This window comes from Phenylobacterium sp. (assembly GCF_030679875.1).
Classification (GTDB): Bacteria; Pseudomonadota; Alphaproteobacteria; order Caulobacterales; family Caulobacteraceae; genus Phenylobacterium.
Genome location: NZ_JAUXSP010000018.1, coordinates 97,266 through 116,445, shown reverse-complemented (window position 1 = coordinate 116,445; position 19,180 = coordinate 97,266). Strand labels below are relative to the sequence as shown.

At 66.7% G+C, this 19,180-nt stretch carries 19 protein-coding genes; 8 read left to right on the top strand and 11 right to left on the bottom strand.

Annotated features, from left to right (window positions below; genetic code table 11):
* Positions 1-17 precede the first annotated feature (17 nt).
* The 6 genes from alr to rpsF form a co-directional block, all read right to left on the bottom strand.
* On the bottom strand, positions 18-1,121 hold the full coding sequence (gene alr, locus Q8K84_RS10825) for an alanine racemase (RefSeq protein WP_305282653.1): 1,104 nt from the start codon (positions 1,119-1,121) through the stop codon (positions 18-20).
* A gap of 46 nt (positions 1,122-1,167) precedes the next feature.
* Positions 1,168-2,658 carry a replicative DNA helicase gene (locus Q8K84_RS10820; protein ID WP_305282652.1) on the bottom strand — a complete coding sequence of 497 codons (1,491 nt, stop codon included), beginning with the start codon at positions 2,656-2,658 and terminating at the stop codon, positions 1,168-1,170.
* A 157-nt stretch (positions 2,659-2,815) separates the two neighbouring features.
* Positions 2,816-5,239, bottom strand: a complete 2,424-nt coding sequence (locus Q8K84_RS10815) for a TonB-dependent siderophore receptor (RefSeq protein ID WP_305282651.1) — start codon at positions 5,237-5,239, stop codon at positions 2,816-2,818.
* Between the two features lie 193 nt (positions 5,240-5,432).
* Complete coding sequence (rplI, locus tag Q8K84_RS10810) at positions 5,433-6,017, bottom strand: 50S ribosomal protein L9 (RefSeq protein WP_305282650.1); 585 nt, start codon at positions 6,015-6,017, stop codon at positions 5,433-5,435.
* A 13-nt stretch (positions 6,018-6,030) separates the two neighbouring features.
* Positions 6,031-6,306: a 30S ribosomal protein S18 gene (gene rpsR / locus Q8K84_RS10805; RefSeq protein WP_305282649.1), complete on the bottom strand. Its 276-nt coding sequence runs from the start codon at positions 6,304-6,306 to the stop codon at positions 6,031-6,033.
* A gap of 17 nt (positions 6,307-6,323) precedes the next feature.
* Positions 6,324-6,734 carry a 30S ribosomal protein S6 gene (gene rpsF / locus Q8K84_RS10800; protein ID WP_305282648.1) on the bottom strand — a complete coding sequence of 137 codons (411 nt, stop codon included), beginning with the start codon at positions 6,732-6,734 and terminating at the stop codon, positions 6,324-6,326.
* 261 nt (positions 6,735-6,995) lie between these two features.
* Between rpsF and Q8K84_RS10795 the strand changes: the two genes are divergently transcribed.
* On the top strand, positions 6,996-7,394 hold the full coding sequence (locus Q8K84_RS10795) for a hypothetical protein (protein ID WP_305282647.1): 399 nt from the start codon (positions 6,996-6,998) through the stop codon (positions 7,392-7,394).
* 36 nt (positions 7,395-7,430) lie between these two features.
* Here the strand turns inward: Q8K84_RS10795 and Q8K84_RS10790 are convergent, their stop codons facing one another.
* Positions 7,431-8,075 carry a DsbA family protein gene (locus Q8K84_RS10790; RefSeq protein ID WP_305282646.1) on the bottom strand — a complete coding sequence of 215 codons (645 nt, stop codon included), beginning with the start codon at positions 8,073-8,075 and terminating at the stop codon, positions 7,431-7,433.
* A gap of 194 nt (positions 8,076-8,269) precedes the next feature.
* Here Q8K84_RS10790 and fabD point away from each other — a divergent pair, with 194 nt between their 5' ends.
* From fabD to gmk, 7 genes are all read left to right on the top strand, one after another.
* Positions 8,270-9,214 (top strand): ACP S-malonyltransferase, encoded by a 945-nt coding sequence (gene fabD / locus Q8K84_RS10785; protein ID WP_305282645.1) that lies wholly within the window; start codon positions 8,270-8,272, stop codon positions 9,212-9,214.
* 27 nt (positions 9,215-9,241) lie between these two features.
* A complete protein-coding gene (fabG, locus tag Q8K84_RS10780) occupies positions 9,242-9,982 on the top strand; it encodes a 3-oxoacyl-[acyl-carrier-protein] reductase (protein ID WP_305282644.1) in 741 nt (246 codons plus the stop codon).
* Between the two features lie 174 nt (positions 9,983-10,156).
* Positions 10,157-10,396 carry an acyl carrier protein gene (locus Q8K84_RS10775; RefSeq protein ID WP_293318447.1) on the top strand — a complete coding sequence of 80 codons (240 nt, stop codon included), beginning with the start codon at positions 10,157-10,159 and terminating at the stop codon, positions 10,394-10,396.
* 112 nt (positions 10,397-10,508) lie between these two features.
* Positions 10,509-11,804, top strand: a complete 1,296-nt coding sequence (gene fabF, locus Q8K84_RS10770; protein WP_305282643.1) for a beta-ketoacyl-ACP synthase II — start codon at positions 10,509-10,511, stop codon at positions 11,802-11,804.
* 3 nt (positions 11,805-11,807) lie between these two features.
* Complete coding sequence (gene mltG, locus Q8K84_RS10765; RefSeq protein ID WP_305282642.1) at positions 11,808-12,899, top strand: endolytic transglycosylase MltG; 1,092 nt, start codon at positions 11,808-11,810, stop codon at positions 12,897-12,899.
* A gap of 46 nt (positions 12,900-12,945) precedes the next feature.
* A complete protein-coding gene (locus Q8K84_RS10760; protein ID WP_305282641.1) occupies positions 12,946-13,830 on the top strand; it encodes a YicC/YloC family endoribonuclease in 885 nt (294 codons plus the stop codon).
* Positions 13,831-13,869: 39 nt separating this feature from the next.
* Complete coding sequence (gene gmk / locus Q8K84_RS10755) at positions 13,870-14,511, top strand: guanylate kinase (RefSeq protein WP_305282640.1); 642 nt, start codon at positions 13,870-13,872, stop codon at positions 14,509-14,511.
* A 51-nt stretch (positions 14,512-14,562) separates the two neighbouring features.
* Here the strand turns inward: gmk and Q8K84_RS10750 are convergent, their stop codons facing one another.
* The 4 genes from Q8K84_RS10750 to Q8K84_RS10735 form a co-directional block, all read right to left on the bottom strand.
* Positions 14,563-15,828 carry a mechanosensitive ion channel family protein gene (locus Q8K84_RS10750; RefSeq protein WP_305282639.1) on the bottom strand — a complete coding sequence of 422 codons (1,266 nt, stop codon included), beginning with the start codon at positions 15,826-15,828 and terminating at the stop codon, positions 14,563-14,565.
* 152 nt (positions 15,829-15,980) lie between these two features.
* Entirely contained in the window at positions 15,981-16,817 is an 837-nt protein-coding gene (gene rsmA / locus Q8K84_RS10745; protein ID WP_305282638.1) for a 16S rRNA (adenine(1518)-N(6)/adenine(1519)-N(6))-dimethyltransferase RsmA, read from the bottom strand.
* A complete protein-coding gene (gene pdxA, locus Q8K84_RS10740; RefSeq protein WP_305282637.1) occupies positions 16,814-17,818 on the bottom strand; it encodes a 4-hydroxythreonine-4-phosphate dehydrogenase PdxA in 1,005 nt (334 codons plus the stop codon). Before pdxA ends, rsmA begins: the two co-directional genes overlap by 4 nt.
* Positions 17,815-19,149 (bottom strand): peptidylprolyl isomerase, encoded by a 1,335-nt coding sequence (locus Q8K84_RS10735; protein WP_305282636.1) that lies wholly within the window; start codon positions 19,147-19,149, stop codon positions 17,815-17,817. Before Q8K84_RS10735 ends, pdxA begins: the two co-directional genes overlap by 4 nt.
* Between the last annotated feature and the right edge of the window lie 31 nt (positions 19,150-19,180).

Here is a 19,180-nt window from a genome sequence, read left to right as displayed (position 1 = left end):
GGCGGGTTTGGGCCGCCTCACGCCGGTGGCTTGGCGTCAGCGCCGAGATAGATGCGCTCGGCTCGCGAGGACAGGCGGACCAGGCATTCGTGGGCGATGCTGCCCGCCGCCCTGGCCTGATCGTCGAGCAGGGCGTGAGGTCCCAGGAGCTCCACCATGTCGCCGGGCTGCATCTCGGCTTCACCGAGATCGACGACAGTCAGGTCCATGTCGACGATGTAGAGCCGGCGCAGCGCCCCCGCCGCCCAGGCCGTGCCCCCGCGCCGCGTGGCGCGGATGACCCCGTCGGCGTAGCCCGCGCCCACCAGGGCGACGCGGGTCGCCCTCTCGGCCGAGATGGTTGCGCCATAGCCGATCAGCTCCCCGGCCGCCACGTGACGAATGTCCAGGATCGGGGCCTCCAGCCGCGCGACGGCCCGCAACCGCGAATCGGGCTGCTCCTGTGGCCCGCCCCCGAACAGGCTGATGCCCGGGCGGACAAGGTCGAACCTGTAGTCTGGCCCCAGAAAGGCGCCGGCCGAAGCGGCGAGACTGGCTTTCGCCCGCGGGAAGAGGGCGCGCACTCTGGCGAAGGCGGCCAGCTGGTGTCGGTTGCGCTCATGCTCGGGGACCGCGCCTGAGCCGAGATGGCTCATCACCAGCTCGATCTCCAGGCCCGTCAGCCGGTCGGACTGGGCCAGGGCGCTGGCCTGCGCCAGACCGAGACCCTGCCGGTTCATGCCGGTGTCCACCTGAAGGGCGCAGGGTTGGGACACGGCGGCTGCGATGGCGAAGCGGCTCGCTGCGGCCACCTGGTCAAGACTGTTCAGCACCGGGGTCAGGCCCGCCGCCGCCATGCGTGGGCCGCTGCCCGCGGTGAACCCGTCCAGCACAAGGATGCGCGCTGCGCGAGGGCTCAAGGCCGCGCGCAGGGCCTCGCCCTCCTCAAGGCGGGCGACGAAGAAGGTCCGGGCGCCCTCGGTCCACAGGCGTCGCGCGATCGGCGCTGCGCCCAGGCCATAGCCGTCGGCCTTGACCACCGGAGCGGTCTCCGCGCCGGCCGCCTCGGCGGCGATCGCGTGGTAATTGTGGGCCAGGGCGTCGAGGTCGATGCTCAGCCTGGCGCGGGGGGAGGGGGCCATCTGCTCCCCTTGAACCGCTGAGGACCGGGGCGCAAGCCCGGGCGCGTCAGTGGGGATCGTAGCGGCCGTCCCGGGCGAGGTTGCCGAACTTGGTCAGGTCTTCATGGAAGGACAGCTTCACCGTGCCGATGGGGCCGTGCCGCTGCTTGCCGATGACGATTTCCGCCAGGCCGCGGACCTGATCCATCTGCTCCTGCCACTTGAAGTGCTCCTCAGTGCCCTCCCGGGGCTCGGTGCGGCTGAGGTAGTAGCTCTCGCGGTAGATGAACATGACCATGTCGGCGTCCTGCTCGATCGAGCCGGACTCTCGCAGGTCTGAAAGTTGCGGCCGCTTGTCCTCGCGGTTCTCCACCTGGCGCGAGAGCTGCGACAGGGCGATGACTGGGACCGACAGCTCCTTGGCCAGGGCCTTGAGCCCCTGGGTGATGGCGCTGACCTCCTGCACGCGGTTGTCGCTGGAGCCGGAGCCCACCGTCACCAGTTGGAGATAGTCGACCATGACAAGGTCGAGACCCGAGGTCCGCTTCAGGCGCCGCGCCCGGGCGGTGAGCTTGGCGAGACTGAGGCCGCCGGTGGCGTCAATAAACAGGGGCGCTTCCTGGATCTCCAGAGCCGCGTCCCGCACGCGCCCGAACTCCATGGCGTCGATCTCGCCCTTGCGGAGTCGGTCGCCGGAGACGCCGGAAGCCTCGGCCAGCAGGCGCATGGCCAGCTGCTCAGCCGACATTTCCAGGGAGAAGAAGGCGACGACGCCGCCGCTGACGGTCTTGCGGGTGCCATCGGGACGGGGCTCCCAGGCATAGTTGCGCGCCACGTCGAAGGCGATGTTACAGGCCAGCGACGTCTTGCCCATGGAGGGGCGCGCCGCAAGGATCACCAGGTCGGACGGGTGCAGGCCGCCGATCTTCTGGTCAAGGTCGATCAGGCCCGTGGACAGACCCGCCAGACCGCCATCGCGCGCGTGGGCCTCCGCCGCCATGGCGACCGCCCCATGCAGGGCGTCGGCGAAGGGAATGAACCCCTGGCTCACGGAGCCGGTCTCGGCCAGGGCGTAAAGCTGCTGCTCGGCGGACTCGATCTGATCGCGGGCGGAGGTCTCGCCGTCGGTGGTCTGAGCGCCGGTGGCGATCTCCTGGCCGATCCGGATCAGGTCCCGGCGCAGGGCCAGGTCATAGACGGCCCGGGCATAGTCCGGCGCATGGGTGGAGGGCGGCGCCCGGTCCACCAGATTGGCCAGGTAGCGAAGACCGCCCAGTTCCTCAAAAGCGGGGTCGCGGGCGAATTGCTCGGCGATCAGGATGGGCTCGGCCAGCTGGCCCTTGCGGATGGAGATCTCAATGACGCCGTACAGACGGCCATGGAAGGGCTCGAAAAAGTGTCGCGCCTGCAGGTTGTCCCCCAGCCGCTCAAAAACCGCGTTGTCGTAGAGCAGGGCGCCCAACAGCGCCTGCTCGGCCTCGATATTGGCTGGGGCGTGTGAAATGTGGGTTTCGTCGTCCTGCGGCATGCGCAGGTCGAGGGCGGGAACAATGGCCATGTGTGTCTGATAGCTTAACGAAGCGGCCGCGACCCCTGGGGATCTGGCCCGGTGCACAGGAAAGACGGCGCCTGTGGAAAGGTTGGCCCCCAGGGCTGGAAATGAAAAGGGGGCGGACCTGCGCCCGCCCCCTCAACATCACTTCAGTAGACCAGGGCTACCAGCGGATGCTGACCCGACCATAGAGGAAGCGGCCGTTGAAGCCGAAGGGCGAGAACGACGAGAACGGCGCGGCGCCCGTGGTGTTCAGGGTCGGCGGGATCTGACGCGGATAGACGTCGAACAGGTTATCAGCCCCCAGCGCCACGGTGACGCCCATGGGGAAGGTCCGACGGGCCTCCAGGTCCACCACGCCACGCACGCCGGTCTCGCTGTCGGCGCTGCCATTGGCCAGCGTGCCGGGCGAAAGGGCCGAACCGTAGAAGGTGCTGCGCAGGGTCGCGCCCCAGGCTTCGCGGTTCCAGTCGCCCTGCAGGGTCAGCTTCTGTTTCGGCGCGCCTTCCTCAAACCGCAGGACGGCCTGGCGACCGAACAGGGCGGTCTGGGTCGGCAGGATCGAAGTGCTGGAGGTCGGGGTCTTGGTGACTTCGAACTCATTGATGTTGCCAGCCGCGGTCAGGTCGAACGTGCCGGCCTGGGGATCGACGATCCGGTAGCGGGCGACCACATCGACGCCGGTGGTTTCGGTGTCCACGCCGTTGATGAAGAAGCGCGCGGCCGTGGCGCCGAAGGGGGCCAGCAGGTCGGCGATGACCCGGGCGTTGGTTCCGGGCGCGGCGGTGGCCGAACCCTGGAAGGTTTCGCTCAGGACGATGCGGTCCTCGACCTCGATGCGGTAGGCGTCGACAGTCAACTCGAAGGCGCCGCGGCGATAGACCAGGCCCAGGGCATAGTTGCGCGAGGTTTCAGGATCGAGCGCTTGGCCGCCGAGCGCCACGCCGATGGGGCTCACCGAGGGATAGGTCCCGGTCTCGAATGGCACGCCGTTGATGTAGAGGATCGAGGTGGCCGTATAGTACTGCTGCTGCAGGCTCGGCGCCCGGAAGCCCGACGACACAGCCCCGCGAAGCGCGAAGGCCGGGGTGAAGTCATAGCGCGCCGAGACCTTGCCCGAGGTGTTGGAGCCGAAGTCCGAATAGTCCTCATAGCGGACCGCGCCCGAAGCCGAAAATTTGTCCGTCACCTGGCCTTCAAGGTCGAGATAGATCCCGATGGCGTCACGATCGACGTCCACCTCGTTGCTGGGCGTGAAGCCGGTGAAGCCCCGCGAACCGAACGAGACAGTGGTGATCGGACCACGGTTGTACGAGGTCGGCTCGCCCTGATTGATCTCGAAGGTCTCGGTGCGCGCCTGCAGGCCGAAGGCCACGTTCAGCGGACCGGCCAGGCCCACATCCACGCCGCGGCTGAAGTCGGCGGAGAAGACCGTCTGGCTGTATTCTAGGCCACCGGCGTCAAAAGAGGTCTGCGAGGCCGCGCCATAGGACGGGTTGATGGTGTCGCGAACGCCGAAATTGATGTCGTTCTTGCCGTAAACGACGTTGAAATCGGCGTTGAAGCCGGCGATCTCACCGCGCAGCCCGAGGGCCCCGCTCAGATCGCTGGTGTCGGTGGCGAGCTTGGGCAGATAGCCGTTTGGATAGACCGCCGGCACGTTCTGGTTGGCGTCAGTCGGGGTGCGATAGGTCGCAGCGCTGGCGGCGTCGCGCTCCTGCACGCCGAACCAGCCATAGGCTTCCCAGACATCGCCCAGGGGCTTGCCAGCGTTGGCGTAGAAGGAGACGTCCTCCACGTCGGCGTCGCCGAACCGCGAGGTGATGCGGTTGGGGGTCACGCGGCGGTCAATATCGCTGCGGTTGGTGTTCTCCCGGTCGCGATACTCCGCCGACAGGGTGAGGAAGCCGTCCGCGCCCAGGGGCAGGCCCTGCCAGCCGGAGACGGTCGTGGTGGCGCCATCGGAGATATTGCCGTCGCGGCCATAGAAGCCGTCGAACTCGGTCTCGTATTGGCCGTAGGTCAGGGACAGGCCGCCGCCGGAGGCCGCTTCGCGCAGGCGCAGGTTGACCACGCCAGCGATAGCGTCGGAGCCGTACTGGGCCGCGGCGCCGTCACGCAGGACTTCGATCCGCTCCAGGGCGGTGGAGGGGATGGCGTTCAGGTCGACGGCGGCCGAACCGCGGCCCACCGAACCATTGGTGTTGAGGAGGGCGCTCACATGGCGGCGCGTGCCATTGACCAGGACCAGGGTCTGGTCAGGCCCCTGACCACGCAGGGTCGCCGGGCGGACCGCGTCGGTGCCATCGGTGTTGGAAGGGCGTGGGAAGCTGATGGACGGCACGGTGGTCGACAGGGCGGCCGCCAGTTCGGTGACGCCACGCTGCTGCAGGCTCTGGCTGGTGACGACGTCCACAGGGGCCAGGGTGTCCAGCCGGCTGCGGCCGGTGGTGCGGGTCCCGGTGACGACGATTTCCTGGACTTCGGCGGCCGACGGCGCGGCGTTCGGCGCGGTCTGGGCCAGGGCGGCGGTGGACATCAGGCTGGTCGCCGAGGCGGCTGCGAGAAGAAGCGTACGATACTGCATGTAAATCCCCTTGTTGGGGTCCGGCTTGGCCGGCCCCAGGTCCCTTGGTGGCCCTTGGGGGATAGCTAGTGTGTCTTGCGTGCCGAAAGAATGACATATTTACAACAACCGCTCGCCATCTTTCAGCCAAAGAAAAAGCGGCCCGGAGCCTGGGCTCCGGACCGCTGATCTTGATCGCCAGACGAGGCTTCGATCAGGACTCGACGTAGTCGCCTTCGATCGAGCCCGCGCCGCCTTCGAGGAGATCGGCGGCGGCCTCATCGGCTGCAGCGCGGTCTTCCTCAAACTGCGAGTTGATAATGTTCTCGCCGCGGGCCTGACGATCGGCTTCGTCCTGGCTGCGGGCGATGTTGAGGTTGACCGTCACGATCACCTCGGCGTGCAGACGGACCTTCACCGCGTGCATGCCCAGGGTCTTGATCGGCTTGTCCAGCACGACCATCGCGCGCTCGACCTTACCGCCTGCGGCGTTCACGACGTCAGCGACGTCGCGGCCAGAGACCGAACCGTAGAGCTGGCCGCTCTCGCCAGCCTGACGGATCAGGATGTAGGTCGTTCCATCGAGGCCCTCGCCAGACTGGGCGGCGTCGGCGCGAGCCTCGGCGTTACGGGCTTCGATATTGGCGCGTTGGGCCTCAAAGACCTTCATGTTCGCCGTGGTGGCGCGAAGGGCCTTGCGGCGCGGCAGGAGGAAGTTGCGGGCGTAGCCGTCCTTGACGGTTACGATTTCGCCGAGGCCGCCACGGCCTTCGACACGTTCAAGCAGGATGACCTTCATAGCTTCTGGTCCCTCACTTCACGACATAGGGAAGAAGGGCGAGGAAGCGGGCGCGTTTGATCGCACGGGCCAGTTCACGCTGCTTCTTGGCCGAGACGGCCGTGATCCGCGACGGCACGATCTTGCCACGCTCGGAGACGTAACGCTGCAGCAGCTTCACGTCCTTGTAGTCGATCTTCGGCGCGCCGGCGCCCGAAAACGGGCAAACCTTGCGGCGACGGAAGAAGGGGCGACGCGGGGCGGCGGCGGCGGCTGCCGGCGCGCCGGCGGTGTCATTGGTGTCAGTCATGGCTTTTGATCCTCCCCTTAAGCGTCGTCACGGCGCGGTTCGGCGTCACGGCGACCTTCGCCATCACGACGGGGGCCGTCTTCGCGGCGCGGCTCGCGCTCACGGTCACGGCGGGCCAGCACCGGCGACAGCTCCAGGTCGAGTTCCTCGACGCGGACGGTCATGTAGCGCAGGACGTCTTCATTGAGGGAGAGCTGGCGCTCCATCTCCTTGACGGCCTCGGGCTTCGCATCGATGGCCAGCAGGGAGTAGTGACCCTTGCGGTTCTTCTTGATGCGGTAGGTGAGGTTGCGAAGGCCCCAGTACTCGATCTTGGCTACGGCGCCGCCGCTTTCCTCGATCATCGACTTGAGCTGGTCATTGAGGGCTTCGGCCTGTTGCGGCGAGATATCCTGCCGCGAAATGACCACGTGTTCGTAAAGCGCCATGTGTCCTCTTCCGTTGTGGAGGGCGGCGGGGTCGGCGGCGGAAGTCCGTCGGCCACGATGGATCTCTGGCGCGGCGGTCGAGCGAGCCCCGACCTGTTCGCGTTCCGGCTAGAGACCGCCATCCGTGAAGAGGCGGGCTAGTACGCCACTTCCCGGGCCAGGGCAAGCCTGAGAGGCCAATCTGGCCGGCAAACATCCATTAATCGAACTCAGATATGCATGGCGGCTCGGAGTCCCCTTTGCTCCGCCAAGGAGGAAGAAATGTCTTCCGTCAGAAGTTCGGCCTACCGTCGGGCGGCATCGGACCACTTTGAGCCCCAGGACGAGAGTGACCCCGCCGCCCATCGCCGTCTGCGGGGACTGCTGGAGCAGATCGACTACACGGCCTTCGCTTCCAATCGGGAGGTGGTCGCCCAGATGCTCGGCCCTGTGGACGTGGGCAAGTTTCAGCGCCTGGCCTTGGCGGCCGCGCATGCGCGCGCGGCCTGGGTGGCCGAAAGCCTGGCCCTGGCCGGGCGATCACATCTGGTGACTCCGGAACAGACCAGTCGACTGGCCCAGTTGCGCGCCACCTTCGAGGAGTTGACTGAAGTCTATGAAGCCATGCGGCGCATGGTGGAGCGCGGCTATCTTCACTGTGGCCCGGTCGCCGACGCCTAGAGCGCGTTTGGTAAAAGTGGAACCCGGTTTGCGGGTTTAGTGGACCGGACGGCCGATCCAGTCGACCAGCAGGGGCAGAACCTGTTCCGCCCGGCTGAAGCCGCGGGTCACCACCCCGTAGCGCCCTGTCTCATCGGGCCCGCCCACCAGGGTCGGAAATCCCGTGACCCCTGACTTCTGCGAGATGGCGTAGTCGGCCCAGGTCTCGTTCTCGGCGTCTTCGCTACGCCAGTTGGTCCGGAAAGCCTCCAGGTCTGCGCCCGGCACGACCTCGCCCAGCACCTCGCACAGCACAGTTTCCTGCGTGATATCTCGCCCTTCGCCATAGAAGGCCTGCTGCAGAGCGCCCAGATAGTCGAGGGCGAGGTCAGGTCGTTCCCGGCGGATCACCACCACGGCCCGCGCCGCCGGATCGGTGTCATAGACAAAGCCTTCGCCGCCCATCGCCGTCTCGCTGAAGGTCTGGCCCGACGCGTTCGCCACTTCGGCCCAATGCCCTCTCAGCTTGGCCTTGGCGTCCTCGGTCATCGCTTCCGTGGTCCCGGGACGCAAGCCCCCCATCACCAGCCGTACGGGCAGGGTGTCGCCAAAGGCCGCGCGCACCGCGCTGATCACCGGCCAGAAGCCGTAGCACCAGGAACACATGGGATCGGCGAAGTAGATCAGGTGGCGGTCGGTCACGACGGGCTCCGGCTAGAGAGGAGGGCGGCTCCTGAGACGCAAAGTCTGCCGCATCGTCGGTGCGACGTCACCCCGGCAGGGCTGCTGGCCCGCCCCATGCTTGCCGCCCCGGGTCTAATCCCCTAACCCTCGCGGCTCGGAATCGACAGAGCGCGCGCCGAGGCCCGGACGCCGCCAGCCAGGGAGCGCAAGCCATGAGCCTCGCCTTTATCTTTCCCGGCCAGGGCAGCCAGACTGTCGGCATGGGCGTGGATCTGGCCGAGACCTTCTCGGCCGCCCGTGAAGTCTTCCAGGAGGTTGACGACGCGCTCGGCCAGAAGCTGTTCGCCCTCATGCGCGATGGCCCGGAGACCGATCTGACCCTGACGGAAAACGCTCAGCCGGCCTTGATGGCCGTCAGCCTCGCCGTCAGCCGTGTTCTGGAGAAAGAGTTCGGCCTCGGCGTCGACAAGGCCGCCTTCGTGGCGGGCCATAGCCTTGGCGAATATTCAGCCCTCGCGGCGGCCGGCGCGATCAGCCTGGCCGACACCGCCCGGCTCCTGAAGCTGCGCGGGCAGGCCATGCAGCGGGCCGTGCCGGTGGGCGAAGGGGCCATGGCCTCCCTGATCGGCCCGAAGACCGACGTGGCTCTTGCAGAAGCCGCCGCCGCCGCCGGCGCTGAAGTCGGTGTCTGTGTGGTGGCCAATGACAACAACCAGGGCAATGTGGTGATCTCCGGCGCCAAGGCCGCCGTCGACCGGGCCATCGAGAAGGCCAAGGAACTGGGCGCCCGCGCGATCCCGCTGAACGTCTCGGCGCCCTTCCACTGTCCCCTGATGCAGCCGGCCGCCGATGAGATGGCCGAGGCCCTGGCCGCGGCGACGATCATCTCGCCCCGGGCGCCGCTGGTGGCCAATGTCACGGCCAGACCGGTGCATGATCCCGAAGAAATCCGCCGTCTGCTTGTGGAGCAGGTGACCGGCCGGGTGCGCTGGCGTGAGAGCGTCACCTGGTTGGTGGAAACCGGCGGCGTGACGCGCTTTGCTGAAGCCGGTTCGGGCAAGGTTCTGTCGGGTATGGCCAAGCGCATCGCCCCGGACGCCGAGGCCACGCCTCTGAATACGCCCGCTGACCTGGAAGCCTTCGCCAAGTCCCTTTGATTTCCAATCGCCGCTGGAGGCGCTGAGATGTTCGATCTTTCGGGAAAGACCGCCCTGGTCACAGGCGCCACCGGCGGGATAGGCGCGTCCCTCGCCCGGGCTCTGCATGCCCAGGGCGCCCATGTGGTTCTGTCAGGGACGCGGCAGGCGGTGCTGGATGAGATGGCCGGCGAGTTGAAGGACCGCGTCAGCGTCGCCTCAGCCAATCTGTCTGATCCGGCTTCGGTGGATGGGCTCGTCGCCGCCGCCGAGTCCGCCGCAGGCGCCTCGCTGGACATCCTGGTGGCCAATGCCGGGATCACTCGCGATGGGCTGTTGATGCGGATGAAGGACGACGACTGGGACGCGGTGATCCGCGTGAATCTGGAGTCTTACTTCCGTCTCAGCCGCGCGGCGGTGAAGGGGATGATGAAGCGCCGCTATGGGCGAATCATCGGCATCACCTCGGTGGTGGGCGTGATGGGCAACCCCGGCCAGACCAACTACGCGGCCTCCAAGGCGGGTATGATCGGCTTCTCCAAGGCGCTGGCCCAGGAGGTCGGGAGCCGTGGAATCACCGTCAATTGTATCGCGCCAGGTTTCATCGAAAGCCCGATGACCGATGGTCTGACCGAGGCCCAGAAGGCCCAGATTCTCTCGACCATACCGGCTGGCCGCCTGGGAACCGGGGAGGAAATCGCCGCCTCCTGCGTCTATCTGGCGAGCACCGAAGCCGCCTACGTCACGGGGCAGACCCTGCACGTCAACGGCGGTATGGCGATGATCTGACACCCCTTGCTGGCGGCTGGCCTCGCCGAAAGGAACATGCTACGGCGCTCGCCGATTAAGCTGGCCTGGACTGCCTGGGACCCCTTCAAAGGACCCAAACCCAACACCGCCGAAGGTTGACAAGGTGTCTCCCGTCGCGGATGCATCAGTTGAATTTAGAGGGACTAAAAGCGAATGTCCGACATTCTGGAACGCGTGCGCAAGATCGTCATCGAGCACCTCGACGCCGATCCCGAGAAGGTCACTGAAAAGGCCAGCTTCATTGACGACCTGGGCGCTGACAGCCTCGACAATGTCGAGCTGGTCATGGCCTTCGAAGAAGAATTCGATATCGAAATTCCCGATGACGCCGCCGAACATATCCAGACGGTCGGCGACGCCGTGAAGTTCATTCAGGAGCGTCTGGGCGCCTGACGCCCGGGCGTCTTCGCCTGACGTCTGACACATGACCGCCGCGTCCCTTAGGCCCAAGCGCCGGAGAGGCGCGGCGGTTTTGTTTTGGGCCGGCGCTGGGAGTAGAAACGCCATGTCCACCGCCAACACCCGCCGCGTCGTCGTGACCGGCCTCGGCCTGGTGACCCCGCTCGGTTCGGGCGTCGAGGTCACCTGGAAGGCGATCCTGGCCGGCAAGTCCGGGGCCGGGAACATCACCACCTTCGACGCCTCGACCTATGCCTGCAACGTGGCCTGCGAAGTGCCCCGGGTCGACGGGCGCGGCGGCGGCGGCGCAGACGTGGAAGGCGCCTTCGATCCCGACAGCGTGATGTCCCAGAAGGACCAACGCCGGATTGATGATTTCATCCTCTACGCCATCGCTGCAGCCGACGAGGCGGTGAAGGATTCCGGCTGGGCCCCGGAGGATGACGAGGGACGTGAGCGCACCGGCGTCATTATCGGGTCCGGCATCGGCGGTCTGGCGACCATCGAAAAGACCAGCATCGAGTTGCACGAGAAGGGGCCCCGCCGCGTCAGCCCCTTCTTCATTCCCTCAGCCCTGATCAATCTCGCCTCGGGACAGGTGTCCATCCGGCACGGCTTCAAGGGGCCGAACCACTCGGTGGTCACGGCCTGCGCCACCGGCGCTCACGCCGTCGGGGACGCCGCCCGGATGATCAAATACGGCGACGCCGACGTGATGGTCGCCGGCGGCGCCGAGGCGGCCATCTGTCCTGTAGGCATAGCCGGCTTCATCGCCTGCCGCGCCATGTCCACGGGCTTCAATGATGATCCCACCAAGGCCAGCCGGCCCTATGACAAGGACCGGGACGGCTTCGTGATGGGGGAGGGCGCCGGCGTCCTGGTGCTGGAGGAGTACGAGCACGCCAAGGCCCGCGGCGCCAAGATCTATGCCGAGGTGGCCGGCTATGGTCTGGCGGGCGACGCCTACCACATCACCGCGCCCGCCGATGACGGCGACGGCGGGTTCCGGGCCATGCAGGCGGCGATCAAGGACGCGGGCATCTCGCCCGCCGACATCGACTACATCAACGCCCATGGCACCTCGACGCCCCTGGGCGACGAGATTGAACTGCGGGCTGTCGAGCGGATGCTGGGCAATGCGGGCTCCCGCGTGACCATGTCTTCGACCAAGTCGGCGACGGGGCACCTGCTTGGGGCGGCCGGAGCCATCGAGGCGGCCTTCACCTGCCTGGCCATTCGCGACCAGATCGCGCCGCCGACCATCAATCTGGACGATCCTTCGGTGCAGACACCGATCGACCTGGCGGCGAACAAGGCTCAGCCTCGGGAAATCAAGGTCGCCCTCTCCAACAGCTTCGGCTTCGGCGGCACCAACGCCTCCGTGGTGTTCAAGCAGGTCTGATCCATGGCAAGAACGCCTCGCGCCCGACCGGCCAAGACGGGCGCCGGCGTTTCCCCCTTGCGACGGTTGCTGGTCACCCTCGTCAGCGCGGTTGTGACCTTCACCCTGGTGCTGGCCCTGGCGGGACTCTGGGCCCTCTGGATGTATCAGGGGCCTGGGCCGTCGGCCGAGGGGGACTCCACTACGGTGATGCTGCGCCGTGGCGCAGGCTTGCCTGAAATCGCCTCCAGCCTCGAAAGCGCCGGGGTCATCTCATCAGCTCCGATCTTTCTCGCGGCCGCCCAGGCGACCGGCGCGGCGCGCAGCCTCAAGGCGGGCGAGTACGAATTTCCATCCCGCCGGCCGATGTCCGGGGTGCTGGACGATATTCGCGCAGGCCGCGTGGTGAGGCACTTTGTGACCATTCCCGAGGGTGTGACCTCGGAGATGGTGGTGGAGATTCTGGCGGCGAACCCGCTGCTGAGCGGCGTGGCGCCGTCGCCGCCGGAAGGGGCGCTGCTGCCGGAAACCTACCAGATCGAGCGTGGGGAAGACCGCGCTGCGGTGCTTCAGCGGATGATGGACGCCCATGATGAGGTGCTCGCCCTCCTGTGGTCCAAGCGCCAGCCTGGCTTGCCGGTCAACAGCCCGCAGGAGGCGGTGATCCTCGCCTCGGTGGTCGAGAAGGAGACCGCTCTGGGGTCGGAGCGGCCCCAGGTGGCCTCAGTCTTCGTCAATCGTCTGCGTCGCGGCATGCGGCTGGAGAGCGACCCGACCATCATCTATGGGCTGACCAAGGGCCGCCCTCTGGGGCGGGGCATTCGGCTTTCAGAGCTCAACCGCCAGACGCCCTACAATACCTATATGATCGACGGCCTGCCCCCGACGCCGATCTGTAATCCAGGCCGGGCGGCCCTTGCGGCGGTGCTCGATCCCCCTGAGAGCGACTATCTTTTCTTCGTCGCCGACGGCAGTGGCGGTCACGCCTTCGCCGCCACCTATGACGAGCATCGCCGAAACGTAGAGCGCTGGCGCCGGATTGAGCGGGCCCGGGCTCAGCCTGCCGAGACCGCGCCGGACGCCCCCGTTGATGCGCCGCTGACGGCCGAGCCATGACGAACCTCGCGCGGCCCCGGTCGCCCATGACGCCGGGGGACTGACCATGGCCTTTTCCGGGATGACGGGCTTTGGCCGTGTCGAAGGCGCGCAAGACGACTGGAGCTGGGCGGCCGAGGCGCGCTCGGTAAATGGGCGCAACCTGGACGTCCGCTTTCGCGGCCCCCCGGGCTTCGAAACCCTGGACCGGATCGCCCGCGATGGCGCCCAGGCCCGATTTCAGCGCGGTCAGATCACGATAGGGCTGCAGGCCAAGCGGGCCGAAAGCCAGGCTCAGGTTCGCATCAATCTTGATCAGGCCGAACGCTATCTGGCCGCCACCGCCGCCCTGGTGGCAGATGGCCGCGCCGCTCCGCCCAGCCTGGATGGGTTGCTGGCCCTGCGCGGCGTCATCGAGGTGGCCGAGACCGAACCTGATCCAGAAGTCATGGCTCGGGTGACCGCGGCGATGATGGTCTCCATCGCCGGGGCGCTTGACGCGCTCAAGCTGGACCGTGAGGCCGAGGGCGCGGCGCTGCAGTCGGTGCTGTCGGGGCTGGTCGACAAGATCGCTGACCTGACGCGGCAGGCAGGCGCGCTTGCCGGCGAGCAGCCGGAGGTTCTGAAGGCGCGGTTCGCCAGGCGGATGTCCGAGTTGATCGGCGATCCGGCGGGTCTGGAGGCGCGGATCATCCAGGAAGCGGCGGCCATGGCCGTGAAGGCCGATGTTCGCGAGGAACTCGACCGCCTCTCGGGCCATGTGGACTCTGCGCGCGACCTCCTGAGGGGCGAGGCCGCCGTGGGCCGGCGGTTGGACTTCCTGACCCAGGAATTCATGCGTGAGGCCAACACCCTTTGCTCAAAGTCGGCCCTCTCGGCCCTGACGGCGGTGGGGCTCGAGCTCAAGGCGGTGATCGAGCAGCTTCGCGAACAGGTCCAGAATGTGGAATAGACCACTCGCGTGGGCCCGCCCCGATCAGATCCGAGACCGATGATCCAGAGTTCAGTCCCTCGCCGCGGCCTCATGCTGCTGATCTCAAGCCCCTCGGGGGCCGGTAAGACGTCGCTGTCACGCCGTCTGGTGGCCGACCATGCGGAGCTGGAGCTTTCAGTTTCGGCCACGACCCGCGACCCGCGTCCGGGCGAAGAGGATGGTCGAGAGTACCACTTCGTCGATCGGCCCAGCTTCGACCAGATGGTGGCGACTGACGCCTTTCTGGAGTGGGCCAATGTGCATGAGCATCGGTATGGCAGCCCCCAGCAGCCGGTGATGGACGCCCTGGGCGGGGGCCGTGACGTGCTGTTCGATATCGACTGGCAGGGTGCGGCGCAGATCGCCCAAAAGGCGCCGGAGGACGTGGTCCGGGTATTTATCCTGCCGCCGAGCATGGCCGAGCTGTCCCGGCGTCTGCACGCCCGGGCGCAGGATCGGGAGGATGTGATTCAGCGCCGCCTCGGCCGCGCCTATGGGGAGATAGAGCGGGCGGTCGACTACGACTATGTGATCATCAACGACGACTATGATCGGGCTTATTCGGACCTGGCGCACATCTATCATGCTGAACGTCAGAAACGCGTCCGCAACCCGGGCCTTGTGGACTTCGTGCAGCAGCTCCTGGATGAGCGTCTCTAGGGCATGATGCGATCAGGCGGAGCCGCCTAGCGTCGGATTTCGCGGACCGAGCTAGGCGCCGGGAGGCGCCCGACCCGCGCCGTCCCTCAGGCTGTCCGTCAGCCCGCGCATGTCCCGCCCTGTCGGCGCCTGGAAGAGGCGCAGGTCGAATTCCGGCAGGATGGACAGGACGTGATCGAAGATGTCGCTCTGGATCGCCTCATAGGCCTCCCACTCCACGGTGTTGGCGAAGGCGTAGATCTCCAGGGGCAGCCCCTCTGGCGTGGGGTCCCGCTGCCGCACGAGAAGGGTCTTGTCCTTGGCGATGCCGGGATGGACCTTCAGATAGGCCAGGACGTAGGCGCGGAACGTCCCCACATTGGTCAGGCGCCGGGTGTTCACCGGGTCGCGGCCCGACCTGACCAGGGACTCATTCCAGGCTTCCAGATCCTTGGCCTTTCCAGCCAGATAGACATCGAGCAGGGCGAACCGCTTGAGCTCCTCCCGCTCCTCGGGCGTTAGGAACCGGATCGCGGTCTGGTCGAGGAGGATCGCCCGCATGATCCGCCGTCCCCCAGACTCCTGCATGCCTCGCCAGTTGACGAAGGATTCGTTGATCAGCCGCCATGTCGGGATCGCGGTGATGGTCTTGTCGAAATTCTGGATCTTGACCGTATGCAGCGCCAGATCGATCACGTCGCCATTGGCGTTGAGCTGCGGCATCTCGATCCAGTCACCGACCCGGATCATGTCGTTGCTGGTCAGCTGAACCGAGGCGACCAGCGACAGAATAGTGTCCTTGAACACCAGCAGCAGGACCGCGGCCATGGCGCCCAGGCCTGAGATCAGCAGCAGCGGTGAGCGGTCCAGCAAGGTGGCCACAACCAGGATGGCGGCGGCGGCATAGAGGATGATCTTGCCGACCTGGATGTAGCCTTTGATCGGCCGTTGGCGGGATTCCGGCCGGCGGGAATAGAGGGCGTTTAGGAGGTTGAGCCCGCCGGCGATCGCCAGAATGACGGTCAGGATCATGAAGGCGGCGGCCACATTGCGGACCACCGTCTGGGCTGTGTCAGGCAGATGCGGCACCAGCAGGACGGCCTGATAGATGATGATCGCCGGCGCCACGTTGGCCAGCCGGGCGATGAGCTCGCCGAAAATGGCCTCAGCGTCGCCGCTCAGCGACAGGCTAAGGGCCCGACGCACGATGCGAAGCAACACATGATGGGTCAGCCAGTTGACGATGGCCGCCAGGGCGGCCAGGGCCGCCAGTCCGATTAGCGTCTGCAGATAGGGGTATTCATTGAGGCCCGCGAGGGCCTGATCAAGGTCCAACATTGGGCGGTCCTAGAGCATGATGCGATCAGACGGAACCGTCTGAGCGTTGAATCATGGTCCAGATCCCAGACCTTGAGCGCGCTTGCGAAAGCAAAACTTGCCGCCACATTAGCGGCGCGCCCCTCAGACGAGGCCCCTGTTGAGCACAAGGCTCAGTCAGCCTCGTCGCGCAGCACCGCCGCAGCCAGGCTCATAAACTCGTCCAGGGCGAGGGTTTCGGCGCGTCGGGCAGGATCAATCCCGGCGGTCTCACAGAGTTCTGCGCCGCCGAGGGACTTCAGGCTTGAGCGCAGCATCTTGCGCCGCTGGCCAAAGGCCGCCTGACTTACCCGTTCCAAGGCGCTGAGCAGGGGCTCCGTCGGGCGATCGGGCAGGGGGTCAAGACGCACGACGGCGGAGTCCACCTTGGGGGGCGGCGTGAATGCTCGCGCCGGCGCCTCCATCACGATCCTGGCCTGGGCTGTGGCCTGGGCGATGACCGCCAGGCGGCCATAGGCGTCATCCCCTGGCCGGGCGACAATTCTCTGGGCCACTTCCTTCTGGAACATCAGGGTCATGGAGGCCGGGCGATAGGGGCCGGTCAGCCACTTGATGAGCAGGGCGGTGCCGATGTTGTAGGGAAGGTTCGAGACAATCGCGACCGGTTCGCCGCCCGTCAGCGCAGCCTCATCGACCTTGAGCGCGTCGGCCATCTGGATCGACAGCCTGCCCTCAGAAACCTGCGCCAGTTCGTTGAGAACAGGGAGAAACCGGGCGTCTTTCTCGACGACCGTGAGATGTGCGCCCGCCTCGAGTAGGGCGCGGGTGAGGCCGCCGGGGCCAGGGCCGATTTCCAGCACCTTCACGCCGTCCAGGGGCCCGGCGAGGCGGGCGATCTTGCGCGTGATGTTCAGGTCCAGCAGAAAGTGCTGGCCCAACCCCTTGTCGGCCATCAGGCCGTGCGCCTCCAGGCTCTGGCGAAGGGGCGGCAGGTCAGTCAGGGCGCTCATGTGCGTCGGTCAGCGATGTCTTTGGCCATGCGGATGGCCGCGATCATGCTGTCGGGCCGCGCCTGGCCGCGCCCAGCAATGTCAAACGCCGTGCCGTGGTCAGGAGAGGTCCGCACGATGGGCAGGCCCAGGGTGATGTTCACCCCGCCCCAGAAGTCGAGCATCTTGATCGGGATGAGAGCCTGGTCGTGATATAGGCAGAGGACGGCGTCGTACTTGCTCCGGGCGCCCTCGTGGAAGAGGCTGTCGGCTGGGCTTGGTCCCTCTACGGTAACGCCCAGGTCGCGCAGAGCGCGGACGGCTGGTCCGATGACCTGAATTTCCTCACGCCCGATGGTCCCGCCCTCTCCGGCATGAGGATTAAGACCCGCGACAGTCAATCGGGGGGAGTCGATGCCGAAATCCCGTCGCAGCGCCTGGGCGGTCACCAGACCGGCATTGACGATTTTCTCCACGGTCAGGCTCGCAGATACCTGAGCCAGGGGCGTGTGAACGGTGACGAGCGAGACCCGAAGGCCGGGCGCGGCCAACATCATCACCGGACCTCGCGCCCCGTCATAGCGATGCGACAGGGTCAGCTCGCCTAGAAACTCGGTGTGTCCAGGAAAGGTGAAGCCCGCGCCATAGAGGATCTCCTTGGCGATCGGGGCGGTGACCACGCCGCCTACGGCGCCCGACAGCGCCAGGCCGACGGCCGTCTCGATCCAGGCGATCACCGCCTTGGCCGATCGGGGAGAGGGCGCCCCGGCCACCACGGGCTCGAGCAACGGGATGTCGATGACGGGCAGGGCCTGGGGGAAGGTCCGGGCGGCGTCCTCGGCTGTGCTTATGCGCCGAACCAGACCCGTGCCGGCGCTAGGCGCGGCGGCCACCTGATTGACATCGCCGACAACAAGGAACGGCGGCCCGGTATGGCGCAGAGCGCTCCAGGCCTTGAAAACAATCTCGGGACCGATCCCGGCGGGATCCCCGAGACTGACGGCCAGGGGTCGATTCTTCACCGTGTCTCGATGGTGGCTGCGTTCCGGAGGTCTCGCATGTAACGCCGCGCGATCAGACCCAGTTGCTCGAAAAACAAGCGACGCTCGACCAATTGCGGCGATATCTCTGCGCCGCCAGAGGCGCGCTTGCCGCAAACGGCGACGATATGCAGGCCAGCCTCGGTGCGGATGGGCTCGGAAAGCTGCCCGACTTCGAGAGTTTCAGCCGCTGAACGGAAGGCCGGGGCGAGATCATTGATCTCCGCCTCTCCCAGATCGCCGGCGATGACGCCAGGTTGCTGGCCCGCCACGGCTTCCAGGTCGGCGCAGCCGGTGATCTGAGCCTTCAGGGCGACCAGTTGCGCCCGGGCGGCCGCAAGCTGGCTCTCGGACGATCCCGCAGGCACGCCGATCGCCGCCTGCTTCAGGTTGACCACGGTGGCGCCTGCGCCGGACCGCTTGTCCCGAAGATAGACGATGTAGACCCCGTCGGTGACCGGGATGGGGCGGGAAAGCTGGCCAGGACGCATCTGCTCCAGGGCCTGCTCGACTTCGATGGGCATCTCGCCTGGGCTGACCCAGCCAGCGTCGCCGCCGGATGCGGCCGTGGGGGCTGCGGAAAACTGACGGGCCACCGCCTGAAACGGTGCGCCCTGCTGCATCTGGCCGACCAGCTGTTCGCCGCCGCGCAGAGCTACGTCCATCCCGCCGACCCGGGCAGCGTCGATGAAGACTTCGCTCACCTGAAACTGGGTGCGAGACGCCTGGGCTTGCTGCTGTTCCACCACGGCGCGCACTTGATCTTCGCCGATCCGCAGACGCGAGCCATACCGGCCCTGAATCCAGCGCTGCCAGCTGGCCTGGGCGCGAAGTTGCTCGCGCAGCGAGTCCAGCACGCCCTGGCCGCGAAGCATGGATGTGAACTGCTCGGGGGTCATCTCATTGCCCGAGGCCAGTTCAGCTAGCTCCTCATCCACGTCCTCGTCGCTGGCGATGATGCTGAACTTCTGTTCTCGCTCGACCCGACGGAGTTCCTGCAACTGAAGGGACTCATCGACGAGGGAGATCAGGGCCTCCTGCTGAATTTGCGGCAGGTTCTGTTCGGTGGGCTGCACGCCAGTGGTGGCGATCAGGAGCCGCATCCGCTGTGCGAGATCATAGGTCGAGATGATCTGGTCATTGACCACGGCGGCGGCATATTCCGAAAGGCCCGCTGCGGGGGCCGCGGCAGGAGTGGATTGCGCCGCAGCGGCCTGCGCCAAGGCGCCGCCGGGGACGGCGCTGGTCGCCAGAAACGCCACAAGGGCGACGCCGCAGGCCGCTCGGCCGCGGACTGAACGCGCAGACAACATCGCTTGGGTCATTCCTTCGTGGCGGCTTGAA